Origin of the sequence: Microbacterium maritypicum, from assembly GCF_008868125.1 — a bacterium.
GTDB lineage: Bacteria > Actinomycetota > Actinomycetes > Actinomycetales > Microbacteriaceae > Microbacterium > Microbacterium maritypicum.
The window spans coordinates 2047479-2063084 of the sequence record NZ_WAAQ01000001.1 but is presented as its reverse complement, the minus strand read 5'-3'; the positions used below and the strand labels follow the sequence as shown (position 1 = coordinate 2063084).

17 protein-coding genes are annotated in these 15606 nt (G+C 67.9%); 14 read left to right on the top strand and 3 right to left on the bottom strand.

Going from position 1 to position 15606, the window contains the following annotated elements; translation table 11 throughout:
- Positions 1–30 precede the first annotated feature (30 nt).
- The 10 genes from F6W70_RS09990 (at position 31) to F6W70_RS09945 (ending at position 8808) form a co-directional block, all read left to right on the top strand.
- On the top strand, positions 31–525 hold the full coding sequence (locus F6W70_RS09990; RefSeq protein ID WP_151486693.1) for a tetratricopeptide repeat protein: 495 nt from the start codon (positions 31–33) through the stop codon (positions 523–525).
- Between the two features lie 81 nt (positions 526–606).
- Positions 607–1203: an ATP-dependent Clp protease proteolytic subunit gene (locus F6W70_RS09985; RefSeq protein ID WP_017830295.1), complete on the top strand. Its 597-nt coding sequence runs from the start codon at positions 607–609 to the stop codon at positions 1201–1203.
- 20 nt (positions 1204–1223) lie between these two features.
- On the top strand, positions 1224–1865 hold the full coding sequence (locus F6W70_RS09980) for an ATP-dependent Clp protease proteolytic subunit (protein ID WP_017830296.1): 642 nt from the start codon (positions 1224–1226) through the stop codon (positions 1863–1865).
- Positions 1866–2017: 152 nt separating this feature from the next.
- Complete coding sequence (locus F6W70_RS09975; protein WP_235563064.1) at positions 2018–2953, top strand: sugar-binding transcriptional regulator; 936 nt, start codon at positions 2018–2020, stop codon at positions 2951–2953.
- Entirely contained in the window at positions 2950–3951 is a 1002-nt protein-coding gene (gene deoC / locus F6W70_RS09970) for a deoxyribose-phosphate aldolase (protein WP_017830298.1), read from the top strand. Before F6W70_RS09975 ends, deoC begins: the two co-directional genes overlap by 4 nt.
- Positions 3952–3964: 13 nt before the next feature.
- A complete protein-coding gene (locus F6W70_RS09965) occupies positions 3965–5407 on the top strand; it encodes an aldehyde dehydrogenase family protein (protein WP_017830299.1) in 1443 nt (480 codons plus the stop codon).
- Positions 5404–6255 carry an aldehyde dehydrogenase family protein gene (locus tag F6W70_RS09960; RefSeq protein WP_151486517.1) on the top strand — a complete coding sequence of 284 codons (852 nt, stop codon included), beginning with the start codon at positions 5404–5406 and terminating at the stop codon, positions 6253–6255. The genes F6W70_RS09965 and F6W70_RS09960 overlap by 4 nt, the downstream gene beginning before the upstream one ends.
- Positions 6256–6588: 333 nt before the next feature.
- Positions 6589–6876 (top strand): hypothetical protein, encoded by a 288-nt coding sequence (locus F6W70_RS09955; protein ID WP_151486516.1) that lies wholly within the window; start codon positions 6589–6591, stop codon positions 6874–6876.
- Between the two features lie 130 nt (positions 6877–7006).
- Complete coding sequence (clpX, locus tag F6W70_RS09950; protein WP_017830302.1) at positions 7007–8275, top strand: ATP-dependent Clp protease ATP-binding subunit ClpX; 1269 nt, start codon at positions 7007–7009, stop codon at positions 8273–8275.
- Positions 8272–8808, top strand: a complete 537-nt coding sequence (locus F6W70_RS09945; protein ID WP_151486515.1) for an NUDIX hydrolase — start codon at positions 8272–8274, stop codon at positions 8806–8808. Before clpX ends, F6W70_RS09945 begins: the two co-directional genes overlap by 4 nt.
- 70 nt (positions 8809–8878) lie before the next feature.
- On the opposite strand, the gene F6W70_RS09940 is transcribed toward F6W70_RS09945, so the two are convergent.
- From F6W70_RS09940 to F6W70_RS09930, 3 genes are read right to left on the bottom strand one after another with little or no spacing between them, the layout of a single operon-like run.
- Entirely contained in the window at positions 8879–9376 is a 498-nt protein-coding gene (locus tag F6W70_RS09940; RefSeq protein ID WP_151486514.1) for a GyrI-like domain-containing protein, read from the bottom strand.
- A 19-nt stretch (positions 9377–9395) separates the two neighbouring features.
- The gene (locus tag F6W70_RS09935; protein WP_151486513.1) at positions 9396–11447 is read right to left on the bottom strand and encodes a M3 family metallopeptidase; all 2052 of its coding nucleotides are present in this window, start codon (positions 11445–11447) and stop codon (positions 9396–9398) included.
- A 33-nt stretch (positions 11448–11480) separates the two neighbouring features.
- Complete coding sequence (locus F6W70_RS09930; RefSeq protein ID WP_151486512.1) at positions 11481–12398, bottom strand: LysR family transcriptional regulator; 918 nt, start codon at positions 12396–12398, stop codon at positions 11481–11483.
- 82 nt (positions 12399–12480) lie between these two features.
- On the opposite strand from F6W70_RS09930, the gene tdh reads away from it, so the two are divergent.
- Genes tdh through F6W70_RS09910 form a run of 4 tightly spaced genes read left to right on the top strand, consistent with a single transcriptional unit; the run spans position 12481 to position 15601 of the window.
- Positions 12481–13524 carry an L-threonine 3-dehydrogenase gene (tdh, locus tag F6W70_RS09925; RefSeq protein ID WP_127482230.1) on the top strand — a complete coding sequence of 348 codons (1044 nt, stop codon included), beginning with the start codon at positions 12481–12483 and terminating at the stop codon, positions 13522–13524.
- Positions 13524–14702 carry a glycine C-acetyltransferase gene (locus F6W70_RS09920; RefSeq protein WP_055867518.1) on the top strand — a complete coding sequence of 393 codons (1179 nt, stop codon included), beginning with the start codon at positions 13524–13526 and terminating at the stop codon, positions 14700–14702. The genes tdh and F6W70_RS09920 overlap by 1 nt, the downstream gene beginning before the upstream one ends.
- Before the next feature lie 60 nt (positions 14703–14762).
- On the top strand, positions 14763–15386 hold the full coding sequence (locus tag F6W70_RS09915; RefSeq protein ID WP_055872371.1) for an ArsR/SmtB family transcription factor: 624 nt from the start codon (positions 14763–14765) through the stop codon (positions 15384–15386).
- Positions 15383–15601: a hypothetical protein gene (locus F6W70_RS09910; RefSeq protein ID WP_017830310.1), complete on the top strand. Its 219-nt coding sequence runs from the start codon at positions 15383–15385 to the stop codon at positions 15599–15601. The genes F6W70_RS09915 and F6W70_RS09910 overlap by 4 nt, the downstream gene beginning before the upstream one ends.
- Positions 15602–15606: the final 5 nt, after the last annotated feature.

The window sequence follows — 15606 nt, the reverse complement described above, 5'->3', positions numbered from 1 at the left end:
CCCTCTTTTCCATACAGGGAGCGGACAGTGATGAAGACGTGGGATGAGCGCATCGACGAGGTGTGGGGTGACGCGACAGGCGAAGAGGTCGGCGACGACACGATCGCCCGCATCGACGCCCTCGCCGCCGAACGCGGACCGGATGACGCGCGTGCGGAGTTCGAGCGCGGTGGTGCGCGGGATTCCGCGGGGAGACCGGCGGAGGCCGTCGTGCTGTATCGGCGCGCCCTGGCGCTGGGCTTGGACGAGGAGCATCGCCCGCAGTGCGTGATCCAGATGGCCAGCTCTCTGCGGAACCTCGGCGAGTACGACGACGCCCTCGCCGTGATCCGCACCGAGGAGGAGCTGTCGGCGGACGGTCCGTATCGCGACGCCATCGCGTGCGTCCATGCCCTCATCCTCGCGAGCGCGGGACGGCCGGCGCAGGGTCTCTCGGTGGCTCTGCTCGCCCTGGTGCCGCATCTGCCGCGCTACCACCGGTCGATGACGGCATATGCCCGCGAGATCGCGGACGCCGACACCTGATATGCCGACGGCGAACACGGCCTGGGTGCTGCGTTGACGCCGGTAGATTCGAATCACTGAAACACGGAATCAGGAGCTGACATGGCTGCAGAACCCCTCCTCGCAACGAGCGTCTTCGACAGGTTGCTGAAGGACCGCATCATCTGGCTGGGGTCGGAGGTGCGCGACGAGAACGCGAACGAGATCTGCGCGAAGATCCTTCTTCTCGCCGCAGAGGACTCCGAGCGAGACATCTACCTCTACGTGAACTCGCCCGGTGGCTCCATCACCGCCGGCATGGCGATCTACGACACGATGCAGTTCGTGCCGAACGACATCGTCACGGTCGGCATCGGTATGGCCGCCTCGATGGGCCAGCTGCTGCTCACCGCGGGCACCAAGGGCAAGCGGTACATCACGCCCAACGCGCGAGTGCTGCTGCACCAGCCGCACGGTGGCTTCGGCGGAACGTCGAGCGACATCCAGACCCAGGCGCAGCTCATCATGTCGATGAAGAACCGCCTTGCCGAGATCACGGCGGCCCAGACCGGGAAGTCCGTCGAGCAGATCAACGCCGACGGTGACCGCGACCGCTGGTTCACGGCCGAGGAAGCGCTCGAGTACGGCTTCGTCGACCACATCCGCGAATCGGCCTCCGACGTCATCGGCGGCGGCGGAACCGACCAGGACACCGAGTAACGGAAAGCGAAAGGACGCTCATGTACACACCCACCTTCCGCTCAGCCGGTGACCTGCCCTCCAGCCGCTACGTGCTCCCGCAGTTCGAGGAGCGCACGGCCTACGGCTTCAAGCGTCAGGACCCGTACAACAAGCTGTTCGAAGACCGCGTGATCTTCCTCGGCGTGCAGGTCGACGACGCCTCGGCCGACGACGTGATGGCGCAGCTCCTCGTCCTGGAGAGCCAGGATGCCGAGCGTGACATCACGATGTACATCAACTCGCCCGGTGGCTCGTTCACCGCGATGACGGCGATCTACGACACGATGCAGTACGTCGCGCCGCAGATCCAGACCGTGGTGCTCGGCCAGGCAGCCTCTGCTGCGGCCGTGCTGCTCGCGGCCGGTGCGCCGGGCAAGCGCCTCGCGCTCCCGAACGCCCGGGTGCTCATCCACCAGCCCGCGATGGGGGAGGCCGGGCACGGCCAGGCCTCCGACATCGAGATCCAGGCCGCGGAGATCCTCCGCATGCGCACGTGGCTCGAGGAGACCCTCGCCGGGCACACCAAGCGCACCCCGGAGCAGGTGAACCGCGACATCGACCGCGACAACATCCTCTCCGCATCGCAGGCGCTGGAGTACGGCATCGTCGACCAGGTGCTCACGACGCGCAAGCGCGTCTGATCCCGATCGACTCGAAGGGCGTCCGTCATCACGACAGGCGCCCTTTCGTCGTTCCGGCGGATGTGCACTCGCCCTGGCGGAGGATGCGCATATGAGCAAGATGGTGCGCGAACGCTGTCAAAGGCCTACTCTGGAGGAGGAAGGAGGAAGCCGTGGAAGAAGATCTGCTCATGGTTCGCGTCGCCGAGCTGTACTACGACGAGGACAAGACCCAGGACGAGATCGGCGGACTCCTCAAGATCTCCCGGTGGAAGGTCGGTCGGCTGCTCACGCAGGCCCGTGAACGTGGCATCGTGCGCATCGAGATCGTGCACCCGCGCGCCCGCAGGCTCGGCCTCGAGCGGCTTCTGGTCGACCGGTTCGGACTGACGGATGCCGTCGTCGTGCCGGCGCCCGACGGCGATGACGGCACACTCGAGCGCGTCGCGCAGGCCGCCGCAGACTTCCTGACCGCCCTCCGGCCGGTGCCCCGCACTCTCGGGGTGAGCTGGGGACGCACGCTCCGCGCAGTCGCCGAAGCGCTCCCCGACGGGTGGGCGAACGGCGTGACCGTCGTGCAGCTCAACGGGGGAGTGAGCCTGAACCGGCGCTCCGGCGGTGCTGCCGGCCTCGCTGTCACGATCGCGCAGCGCGCCTCGGGACAGGTCTCCCTGCTTCCGAGCCCCGCGATCCTCGAGCGCGTGGAGACGAAGCAGGCGATCGAGTCCGACCGCACGGTCGCCGCGGTGCTCGAAGAAGCCGCGGAGGCGCAGGCGTTCCTGTTCACCGCCGGACCCTGCGATGCCTCTTCCGCTCACGTCGAGAACGGATACCTCAGCGCCGAGGACGTGGAAGAGCTCGCGCGTCGTGGCGCGGTCGGAGACGTTCTCGGGCGCTATGTCGACGCCGAGGGCAACATCGTCGACTCGCAGCTCGATGCGCGAACGGTCGGCGTCTCGCTCGACCGCCTGCGCGGAGCCACCCGCGCGATCTTCGTCACGGCGGGACCCGCCAAGCACGACATCGCGCGCACTGTCGTGACCAGCGGCCTGTGCGGCGTTCTGGTGACCGATGAGACCACAGCACGAGCATTGTTGGAGGAACAGTGACGACCAAAGAACTCAACCGCAGGACGGCGGTGGACGTTCTGGGCGGAGAGCCCGACGACGCCACGCTCCGGCGTTTCCTGCACGGACTTCCCGGAGTGGACGCCGTCGGTCTGGAGCAGCGCGCTGCCGGGCTCGGCACCCGCTCGATCAAGACCACCTCGAAGGCGTGGGCGCTCGACACGATCATCAAGCTGATCGACCTGACGACGCTCGAGGGTGCGGACACCCCCGGCAAGGTGCGCTCCCTGGTCGCCAAGGCGAAGAACCCGGATGCCGCCGATGCGTCGACCCCGCGGGTTGCCGCCGTCTGCGTCTACGGCGACATGGTCGCCGACGCGGTCACGGCGCTGGGGAGCCTGCACGGCGACCCCGACGACGGTCTGATCTCCGTCGCGGCGGTGGCCACGGCATTCCCGAGCGGGCGCTCGTCGCTCGCGATCAAGCTCGCCGACACCGCTGAGGCGGTCGCCGCCGGAGCCGACGAGATCGACATGGTCATCGACCGTGGGGCGTTCCTGTCGGGCCGCTACGGCCTCGTGTTCGACCAGATCGCCCAGGTCAAGGAAGCGTGCCGTCGCGAAGACGGCTCCTACGCCTCGCTCAAGGTGATCCTGGAGACCGGTGAGCTGAACACCTACGACAACATCAAGCGCGCCTCGTGGCTCGGCATCCTGGCCGGAGGCGACTTCATCAAGACCTCGACCGGCAAGGTCCAGCCCGCCGCGACGCTCCCGACCACCCTGCTGATGCTGGAGACCGTGCGCGACTGGCACCGCGGCACCGGAGAGAAGATCGGCGTGAAGCCGGCCGGTGGCATCCGTTCCTCGAAGGACGCGGTGAAGTATCTCGTGACCGTCGCCGAGACCGTGGGCGAGGAGTGGCTCCAGCCGCACCTCTTCCGCTTCGGCGCATCCAGCCTCCTCAACGATGTGCTCCTGCAGCGTCAGAAGCTCAGCTCCGGCCACTACTCGGGCCCCGACTACGTCACGATCGACTGACGGGAAGACGAACATGTCATTTCTGGAATACGCTCCCGCACCGGAGTCCACCGCGATCCTGAACCTCAAGGACAGCTACGGCCTGTTCATCGACGGCGAGTTCGTCGACGGCTCGGGTACCCCGTTCCACACCATCTCGCCGGCGACGGAGAAGCACATCGCCGAGATCGCCTCGGCCAGTGACGAGGATGTCGACCGCGCGGTCGCCGCCGCTCGTCGCGCCTACGAGAAGACCTGGTCGAAGATGAGCGGCCGTGATCGCGGCAAGTACCTCTTCCGCATCGCGCGCCTCGTGCAGGAGCGCGCCCGCGAGCTCGCCGTCGCCGAGAGCCTCGACAACGGCAAGCCGATCAAGGAGAGTCGCGACGTCGACGTGCCGCTGGTCGCCTCGTGGTTCTTCTACTACGCGGGCTGGGCGGACAAGCTCGATCACGCCGGACTCGGCGCGAACCCCCGCGCTCTCGGCGTCGCCGGGCAGATCATCCCGTGGAACTTCCCGCTGTTGATGCTCGCCTGGAAGATCGCGCCTGCACTCGCCGCCGGCAACACGGTCGTGCTCAAGCCTGCGGAGACCACGCCGCTCACGGCGCTGATCTTCGCGGAGATCCTTCAGCAGGCCGACCTTCCGGCCGGTGTCGTGAACATCGTGACGGGTGCCGGTGCCACCGGCTCCACTCTCGTCCGCCACCCGGATGTGGACAAGGTGGCCTTCACCGGTTCGACCGGTGTCGGCCGCGACATCGCACGGGCCGTGGCGGGCACTCACAAGAAGCTGACGCTGGAGCTCGGCGGCAAGGCCGCGAACATCGTGTTCGACGACGCCCCCATCGATCAGGCCATCGAAGGCATCGTGAACGGGATCTTCTTCAACCAGGGTCACGTGTGCTGCGCGGGAAGCCGCCTGCTGGTGCAGGAGTCGATCCACGATGAGGTCGTCGACCGGCTCAAGACGCGCCTGTCGACGCTGCGCCTCGGCGACCCGCTCGACAAGAACACCGACATCGGTGCGATCAACTCCGCAGCCCAGCTGGCGCGCATCCGTGAGCTCAGCGACATCGGGGAAGCCGAGGGCGCAGAGCGCTGGAGTGCGGACTGCGCGATCCCGGAGCAGGGCTTCTGGTTCGCCCCGACGATCTTCACCGGTGTCGAGGCGTCGCATCGCATCGCCCGTGATGAGGTCTTCGGCCCCGTGCTCTCGGTGCTCACCTTCCGCACACCCGCCGAGGCCATCGCGAAGGCGAACAACACGCCTTACGGCCTGTCCGCAGGCATCTGGTCCGACAAGGGATCGCGCATCCTCGCGGTGGCCGACCGCCTGCGTGCCGGTGTCATCTGGGCCAACACCTTCAACCGCTTCGACCCGTCGAGCCCGTTCGGCGGCTACAAGGAGTCCGGGTTCGGCCGCGAGGGCGGCCGCCAGGGTCTCACCGCCTACCTCAAGGGAGCCGCAGCATGAGCAAGCGACTGACCGTGCCCAAGACGTACAAGCTGGCGATCGGCGGGACCTTCCCGCGGAGCGAGTCCGGCCGCACGTACGAGGTGCTCACCCCCAAGGGCGCCTTCCTCGCGAACGCGGCGAAGGGTTCCCGCAAGGACGCTCGCGACGCCGTCGTGGCCGCTCGTGCTGCGGTCAAGGGCTGGTCCGGTGCGACCGCCTACAACCGCGGACAGGTCCTGTACCGCGTCGCGGAGGTGCTCGAAGGCCGTCGTGCGCAGTTCGTCGAGGAGATCTCGGCGCAGGAGGGCGTCTCGGCGGCGGCCGCGGCCTCGCAGGTCGACGAAGCCATCGATCTCTGGGTCTGGTACGCCGGATGGTGCGACAAGTACGCCCAGGTGGCGGGTAACGCGAACCCCGTCTCGGGTCCGTACTTCAACATCTCCGTGCCGGAGCCGACCGGGGTCGTCGCGATCGTCGCACCCCAGGACTCGGCGCTGCTCGGTCTGGTGTCGGTCGTGGCTCCGGCTCTGGTCGCCGGGAACACGGTGGTCGTCGTCGCGAGCGAGCAGCACCCGCTCTCGGCCATCAGCCTCGCCGAGGTGCTGGCCACCAGCGACGTCCCCGGTGGCGTCGTCAACGTGCTGACGGGCTCGCCGGCGGAGATCGCCCCGTGGTTGGCCTCGCACCAGGACGTGAACGCGCTCGACCTGGCGGGTGCGGGTGCTCTCGACTGGGTCGACATGCAGATCGCTGCGGCCGAGACGCTCAAGCGCGTGCTGACTCCGGGTGAGGTCGTCGCCTCTCCGGAGCGGATCGGCGCGTTCACGGAGATCAAGACCGTCTGGCACACCAAAAGCATGGTCTGACGGACGTCGGAACGACGGAGGGCCCTGCCGCGCATCGCGCCGCAGGGCCTTCTCTCTCGAAAGGGCGTTGCGGGAGCATCACTGTGGTTTCATGACGGCATGACGATCACGCCACGTCGGAATCCCTCCGCGGTCTTGTCGCTCCTGCTCGCCGGGACACTCTTGCTCGGGGGATGCGCCCTGGTGCCGGCCGAGACGGGCGGTGCGGGGAGTCCGGCCCCGCCCACGCCCACCGTGGCGTGCCCCCAGAACGACGGTGCGGTGCTTCCCCCGGAATGCGCGCCGTACGATCCAGATCACGCCATGGCGCAGAACGATCGATATCGGGATCGCATGGAGCTCTCTGACGAGGCTGCGGCAGCAGCGGTGCAGCCGGTGGCCGACCTGCGTGTGCGTCTGGAAGCACTGCGGACGGAAGGCGAGATCTCGATCCGGGCCGTCGAGCAGGCGTTGCAGGAGATCGGTCTCCCGGACGCCGTGGTCCGCGGTGACGAGGCTGCCGTGGAGTTCGGAGCCGGCGCGCCGGAGGGCGGGTGCGTGTTCGGCGAGGTGCGTCAGGACGCGGTCCGCGTCGAGGCGGGCGGATACATCATGGACGGAGGGTGCCTGCCCGCGCAGTGAGTCCGGATCCGACTCGCCGCAGACCAGAGCTCGCCGGTATGCGCAAAGCACTACGCGCCAATGCGGCCCGGTGTCGTATGCAGCGGTTAGGCTCGAAGGACGATCTCTGATCCCCCCTAGGAGGACGCGCATGGCACGCATCGGTGAAAGCGCTGACCTGTTCAAATGCTCTTTCTGCGGAAAGAGTCAGAAGCAGGTCCAGCAGCTCATCGCGGGCCCCGGCGTGTACATCTGCGACGAGTGCGTCGAGCTGTGCAACGAGATCATCGAAGAGCGCATGGCCGAGTCGTCCGCCGACGGGGTCGCCGAGTTCGAGCTCCCCAAGCCGCGTGAGATCTTCGCGTTCCTCGAGGAGTACGTCGTCGGCCAGGAGCCTGCGAAGCGTGCCCTCGCCGTCGCCGTCTACAACCACTACAAGCGCGTGCGTGCGCACGGCACCCTGCAGACCGCCGAGCAGAAGGCGGAAGAGGTCGAGATCGCCAAGAGCAACATCCTGCTCATCGGCCCGACCGGATGCGGCAAGACCTACCTCGCACAGACACTCGCGAAGCGCCTCAACGTCCCGTTCGCCGTGGCCGATGCCACCGCGCTGACCGAGGCCGGCTACGTCGGCGAAGACGTCGAGAACATCCTCCTCAAGCTCATCCAGGCTGCGGACTACGACGTCAAGCGCGCGGAGCAGGGCATCATCTACATCGACGAGGTCGACAAGATCGCCCGTAAGGCCGAGAACCCGTCGATCACCCGCGACGTCTCGGGGGAGGGCGTGCAGCAGGCTCTCCTGAAGATCATCGAGGGCACGGTCGCCTCGGTTCCGCCGCAGGGCGGCCGCAAGCACCCGCATCAGGAGTTCCTGCAGATCGACACCTCGAACGTGCTGTTCATCGTCGCCGGAGCCTTCGCGGGCCTGGAAGACATCGTGTCGGCGCGTGTCGGCAAGCACGGCATCGGCTTCGGCGCCCCGCTGCACGACAAGGGCAAAGACCTCGATCTCTTCAGCGAGGTGCTCCCCGAAGACCTGCACAAGTTCGGACTCATCCCCGAGTTCATCGGGCGTCTTCCGGTCGTCACCTCGGTGTCGCCTCTCGACCAGTCCGCGCTCATCGACATCCTCACCGGCCCGCGCAACGCGCTCGTGAAGCAGTACCAGCGCATGTTCGAGATCGACGGCGTGCAGCTCGAGTTCGAAGAGGATGCACTCCGATCGATCGCGGACCTCGCTGTGGAGCGCAAGACCGGTGCCCGCGGACTCCGCGCGATCCTGGAAGACGTGCTGGGACCGATCATGTTCGAGATCCCGTCGGCGGAAGATGTCGCCAAGGTCATCGTCACGCGCGCGGCCGTCGACGAAGGCGCACCGCCCACCATTGTGATGGAGCGCAAGCGCAAGAGCGCGTGAGTGCTGAGCCGGCCGCCTGGACGACGATCGCCCGCAGGACGGTTGTCGAAGACCGGTGGATCCGTCTGCGCGCGGACGACTGCGAAGACATCAGCGGCCGGTCGATAGCGCCGTACTACGTGCTGGAGTACGGCGACTGGATCTCGGTACTGGCCCTCGACGGGAACGACGACGCGATCGTCGTCGAGGAGTACAGTCACGGCGCCGCCATCGTGGCCATCGGCACGATCGGCGGGGGAGTGGAGCCCGGGGAGTCGCCGGAGGACGCGGCCGCCCGGGAACTCCTCGAGGAAACGGGCTTCGAGTCCGACGACCTCATCGGGCTCGGTGCGACGTGGGCCAACTTCGGCAACCACACCAACCGCGTGCACCACTTCCTCGCGCGAGGATGCCGGCGCGTCGCGGAGCAGTCGCTCGACGACGGCGAGTCGATCGCCGTGCACGTGCTGTCGCTCGACGGGCTCGGTGACCGCCTCGCGCAGAGTTACCACCAGCTCACCTGGTACAAGGCGATGGACTGGCTCGGACGATGACCGAGCCGCGGCACGGGACGGAGATCGCCACTCCGCACCGCCGCAGTAGGCGGCGCTGCCTCGTCGCGGGTCAGGCGGTCTGCATGAGCAGATCGGTGCGCAGCTCCGCCGGGGCAGTGCTCGGGTCGGAGACGTAGACCTCGATCCAGATGCCTCCGGGACGGAGGCCTTCTGCCGCTGCGCGCTCGACCAGCCCTGCCCACGCGGCGCCGAGCTCTTCGTAGGAACCCAATAGGGTCGTCGCGACCGCTGGGCCTTCGGGCAGGGTCGAGGCGACGATGACACTCCCGCTGGCGGTCGGGATGGGATGATCGGGCGGCGACTGCACGGGGTAACCGATCTCGAGGTCGAACACGCCCATCGGATCACCGTGGTAGATCGCCAGCGCAGGGCCGGTCGGGATCAGGACGTCGCCCGCGAACGTCAGTGCGATCGCCGAGTAGCTCGCGTCGAACGCGGCCGGGAGGTCGGCGATGCGGATGCCTTTGTGTCGGATGACGGCGAGGGGGACGGCGTCGAGGTCGAGCCGGTCGGCAGGACCAAAGGGGGCGTCGGGGAATGCACTCATGCGCTCAGGGTCTCACGACTCACGAGTCCAGTCCACGGCGCTTCAGGAGCGGTTCGATGTCGGCATCGCGGCCGCGGAAGTCGCGGTAGGCCTCGAGCGGATCCTTCGAGCCGCCCACTCCGAGCAGGCGCTGGCGGAATCGGTCGCCGTTGCCTCGCGTCAGACCGCCGCTCTCACGGAACCACTCGACCGTGTCGGCGTCGAGCACTTCGCTCCAGATGTACGAGTAGTAGCCGGCACTGTAGCCGCCGGAGAACACATGGGCGAAGTAGGTGGATGAGTATCGGGTCGGGACGGCCGGATCGTCGAGTCCGATGTCGGTCAGCGCTGCAGCCTCGAAAGCGGCGACGTCGTCGACGTGTGCGTCTGTGCCCAGCCGATGCCATGCCTGATCCAGCCATGCCGCCGCCAGATACTCGCTGGTGGCATGCCCCTGGTCGAAGGTCTCGGTCGCGCGCAGGCGCTCCACGATCGCGGAGTCGAGCGGTGCACCGGTCTCGTGGTGCCGGGCGTAGTTGTCGAGCACCTCGGGCCACAGGATCCACATCTCGTTCACCTGGCTCGGGAACTCGACGAAGTCGCGGAACACGTTCGTCCCGGCGAAGTGCGGGTAGGTCACGGTCGCGAAGAGTCCGTGCAGAGCATGCCCGAACTCATGGAACAGCGTGGTCACCTCGTCGAGGGTCAGCAGCGTCGGCTCGCCGTCTCCGGGGAGGGGCACGTTCAGGTTGTTGACGACGACGGGTGCCGTGCCGCGCAGTCGGGACTGGCTCACGATGGCGTTCATCCAGGCGCCACCGCGCTTCGAGTCGCGGGTGTACAGGTCGAGCACGTAGAGACCGACTGCGGTTCCGTCGGCGTCGCGCACCTCGAAGACGCGTGCGCCGGGGTGGTACGCGGCGAGGTCTTCGCGCTCGGAGAAGGTCACCCCGTAGAGCCGGTTCGCCGCGAAGAAGACACCGTCCTGCAGGACGCGCTCTGCCTCGAACCAGGGGCGCAGCGCACTGGAGTCGATGTCGTACCTGGCTGTGCGCACGCGTTCCGTGTAGAAGGCCCAGTCATGTGCCTCGACCGGGAAGGGCGACGCTTCGGTCTCGTCGACGATCGCCTGGAGTGCGGCACGCTCGGCGCGGGCGTTGCGCGCGGACGGGGCGGCGAGGCGGCGGAGCATCTTCTCCACGGCACCCGGCGTCCCCGCGGTCTCATCGGCGGTGACATAGGCCGCGTGCGAGTCGTAGCCGAGCAGCTTCGCGCGTTCGGCGCGCAACCGCACGATCTCCCGCAGTACCGGTCGGTTGTCGTTGGCGTTGTCCCGAGAGGCCCGCACCAGCGACGCCGCCATGATGCGCCGCCTCGACTCCCGAACGCGCAGCTGCGCCAGTGCGGGATGCCCGCTGAACAGCGGCAGCGTGATGAGGTACTTGCCGTCGAGCCCCCGATCCGCCGCCGCGCGCGCGGCAGCGGACAGCTCGCCCGCGCTCAGCCCGTCGAGTTCATCGGCGGCATCGAACACCACGGCGAGGGCGTTGGTGTCGTTCAGCAGGTTGCGCTCGAAGGTGTTGGTCAGCGTCGACAGCTTCTGGTTCAGCGCCGTCAGCTGCGCCTTGTCCTCGTCGTCGAGACTCGCACCCGCGTGCGTCATCTCGCGGTGATGGCGCTCCACGAGGTAGCGCTGCTCGGGGTCGAGGTCCAGGGCATCGCGCTGCTCGTACACCCGCTGCACCCGCCAGTAGAGCTGACCGTCGAGCGTGATCGCGTCCTGGTGTGCGGCCATGAGCGGTGCGAGCTGCTCATCGATCTCCTGGATCTCGGGCGTCGCATCGGCCGAGCTCACCGTGTAGAAGGTGTGCGCGACGCGGTCGAGCAGTTCGCCTGATCTCTCCAGCGCCTCGATCGTGTTCTCGAACGTCGGCATCGAGCGCACCATCGTGATGCGGGCGATCTCGCGAAGCTGCTCCTGGAAACCCGCCTGGAACGCGGGGAGATAGTGCTCGGGCCGGATCGCGCCGTAGTCGGGGAGCCCGTAGGGGAGCGTCGACGGCTGCATCAGCGGATTCGTGGCGTCGGTCATGCCCACGAGCCTATCCACCGTGGCCCGGCGTGCTCAGGATCCGTCCTCGCTCAGGCGCGTCATCACCCCGCGGAGGGCTTCGACGACCACGCGGACCGATCGGCGACGCAGAGTCTCAGGACGGGCGAGCAGGTCGATCATCCGATGAGTGCTCACCCCCTCGAGCGGGATGCGCACGATGTCGCGGTCGTCGACGCTGCGTGACGTGAATCGGGGCAGCATCCCGATCACCCCGCCCGCGGCCACGACCGCGGACACCGCGCCGTAGTCGTTGATGCGGTGCTGGATGTCGACGGGGTGACGAGCAACCGCCGACACGGCACGGAGCACGTCATCGGGGGAGTATCCGATGCGACTGGTGACCCACCTCTCGCCCGCGACGTCGGCCGGTGTGAGGTTCGCGCGCTCGGCGAGGCGATGGGCCGTCGAGACGGCGACGTCGAGCGGCTCGCGGATCAGCGTGAGGCTGCGCACGCCCTGATCGGGCCAGGGCTCGGAATGCTCCATGCGGTGCGCGAGCACGAGGTCGTAGCGTGCGGTGAGCGCGGGGAACTCGCTCTGGGCGACGTCCTCGTCGGTGAGCTGCACCGTCGGCGCGCTCGCGGAGGACGACAGCTCCCTCACCAAGGGGCCGAACAGGGCCTGTCCGACGCTGTGGAATCCGCTGACACTCACGACCCCCGTGGCCGCACCTTCGAAGTCGTCGAGGGCGTGCCGCGCCGAGGCCATCGCGTCGATGACCTCGGCACCCGCCGCTGCCAGCACCTCGCCGGCAGGTGTGAGAGCGAGTGTGCGACCGAGCCTGCGGGTCAGCGGGGTCGGAACGCCTCTCTGCAGGGCGGCGAGCTGTTGGGATACGGCGGAGGGGGTGACCCGGAGCGCATCGGCCACCGCCGTCACGCTCCCGAGAGCACCGAGCTCTCGCAGGATCTGCAGCTGATGAAGTTCCACGTTCTCAGTGTAGGTGCGGCTACATCGATGATGCAGACGATGCCGATTGTTCTACATCGTCTGATGCGATGGGATCGAACACATGAAGGCACTGTACAAAGGCGCACCCGGCGCCGGACTCGAGCTCGTCGAGCGTCCTGATCCGATTGCCGGCACCGACGACGTCGTCATCCGGGTGTTGCGCACGGGGATCTGCGGCACCGATCTGCACATCCTCCGTTGGGATGACTGGGCGGCGTCCGCGATCGCCGCTCCGCTCATCCCCGGCCACGAGTTCTACGGGGAGGTCGTCGAGGTCGGCCCCGGTGTGCACGACATCGCCGTCGGCGACCGAGTGTCCGGCGAAGGACACATCGTGTGCGGCACGTGTCGCAACTGCCGGGCGGGTCGCCGCCAGATGTGCATCCGCACGATCGGCCTCGGTCTGCAGCGCGACGGCGCCTTCGCGGAGTACCTCGCTCTTCCCGCGACGAATGTGTGGGTGCACCACTCCGAGGTGACGCCCGAACTCGGTGCGATCTTCGATCCCCTCGGCAACGCCGTCCACACCGCCCTCACGTACCCGCTCGTCGGTGAGGACGTGCTCGTCACCGGCTGCGGACCCATCGGGCTGATGGCGATCGCGGTGGCCCGGCACGCGGGTGCACGGTTCATCACGGCGACCGACGTCAGCGCACCCCGCCTGGAGATGGCCCGCCGGATGGGCGCGGACGAGGTGGTCGACGTCTCGGTCCGCGACATCCGCGATGCGCAGCAGGCGCTCGGAATGCGGGAGGGGTTCGACATCGGATTCGAGATGAGCGGTGCGCCCTCGGCTCTCCCGGCCATGATCGACAACATGAACCACGGCGGCCGCATTGCGATGCTGGGTCTGCCGAGCGCGGGGTTCGGAGTCGACTGGGGCAAGCTCGTCACCCACATGCTCACGATCAAGGGCATCTACGGACGCGAGATGTTCGAGACATGGAACGCGATGGGGGCGATGTTGCAGACCAGCGCGACCCTGCGGGACGCCATCGGCCGGGTGATCGCCGAGGTCGTCCCCGCTCGCGACTGGGAGCGCGGCTTCGCTGCGGCCGAGTCTGCGGGAACGGGCAAGATCATCCTCGACTGGACGGAGTTGTGATGTACGGGACTTTTCAGAAGCATGTGGCGGGAGAGCTGGCGGGGATCGAGGAGGCCGGACTCACCAAGCATGAGCGCGGCATCCGCGGACCGCAGAACGCCTCGATCACCGCAGACGGCACGGAGGTGCTGAACTTCTGCGCCAACAACTACCTCGGCCTCGCCGACGACCCGCGCATCCTCGACGCCGCGACCACGGCCCTGCAGGAATGGGGCTACGGTCTGGCCAGTGTGCGCTTCATCTGCGGTACCCAGGAGCAGCACCTCGAGCTCGAGCGTCGGCTCGCCGACTTCCTCGGCACGGACGAGGCCATCCTGTACTCGTCGTGCTTCGACGCGAACGGGGGCGTGTTCGAGACGCTCTTCTCCGCCGAGGATGCGATCATCTCGGACGAGCTCAACCATGCGTCGATCATCGACGGTATCCGGCTCTCGAAAGCGCGCAGGCTCCGCTACCGCAACCGCGACATGGCCGATCTCGAAGCGCAGCTGCAGGCCGCCTCGGACGCCCGTTTCCGCGTGGTGGTGACGGACGGCGTGTTCTCGATGGACGGCTACATCGCACCGCTCGCCGAGATCTGCGACCTGGCAGAGCGTTATGACGCCCTCGTCTTCGTCGACGACTCGCACGCCGTCGGCTTCGTGGGCGAGAACGGCCGGGGGACGCCGGAGCTCTGCGGAGTCGCCGACCGCGTCGACATCTACACCGGCACATTCGGCAAGGCGCTCGGCGGCGCATCCGGGGGCTACGTCGCCTCGCACGCGGAGATCGTGGCTCTGTTGCGCCAGCGATCCCGTCCGTACCTCTTCTCGAACACGCTCGCCCCGGCGATCGTGGCGGGCACCCTGACCGCGCTCGACCTCGTCGAGGGGTCGGCCGATCTTCGTGCGCGTCTGCGCAGCAATGCCGCGCTCTTCCGCGAGCGCATGACCGCCGAGGGGTTCGACCTGCTGCCCGGGGAGCACCCCATAGTCCCGGTCATGTTCGGCGACGCCGCGAAGACGGCGCGGATCGCTCGCGAGATGCAGGAGCGCGGTGTCTACGTGACCGCCTTCAGCTTCCCCGTCGTGCCCCGCGACCTGGCACGGATCCGGGTGCAGCTCTCGGCGGCGCATACGCCGGATCAGATCGAGCGCTGCGTCGCGGCCTTCGTCGCTGCACGGGCGGCGATCGACTGATCCGCACAACTTGCAAAGAAACACTTGCAAAGACGTCTTTGCAACGGTATCTTTGCAAGCATGACGAACGAGACCCAGGTCAGGACTTTGGACGCCAGTGCGCTGAAGGCCCTGGCGCACCCGCTCCGGGTGAAGATCTTCGACCTTCTCGCCGCTCGTGGTCCGCAGACGGCGAGCTCGCTCGCCGCCCTCGTGGGGGAGACCTCGGGGTCGACCAGCTACCACCTCCGCGCCCTCGCCGCGCACGACCTCATCCGCGAGGTCGAGGGGCGGGGCACGGCACGCGAGCGATGGTGGGAGCGGCCCAAGGGGCGCATCGACGTGCCGGGGCCCGACGAGATGACCTCGCCGGCGAACCGTGCCGCTGCGCAGATCGTCACGTCGGAGTTCTTCCGGTTGCGGCACGAGACGCTGATGTCGTACCTCAACCGGCCGCAGTCCGAGGTGCCCGAGGCCTGGCGCGATGTGGGGATCACGATCACCACCCACCTCGATATGACGCCGGAGCAGGCCATGTCGCTCCGGGAGGAGCTCGAGAGCATCGTGGAGAGCGCCATCGAGCGCTACCGGGGTCAGACCGGCCCCGATGTTCGACGCGTCTCGCTCCGCACAGAACTCTTCGACCTTCCGACGCCGCAGCAGGCGACGCGCGGATCCAGCGACGACACCGTGGAGGAATCATGACCAGCGCGACTCTTCACCTGGTGGCGCCGACCCAGACCGAACGCGGGCTGCTGAGACTCGCAGGCCATCTCACCGCCTACGTCGAGCACCGCATCTCGCGGCGCGCCGAACGGCGTGAGCTCTCCCTGGATCTGCTGCGCGAACAGCAGACCCGCAGGCAGGACCCGCGTGCCGTCGATCACGCTCTCGCCCAGCTCGGGCTGACCCGGCGCTGACACCC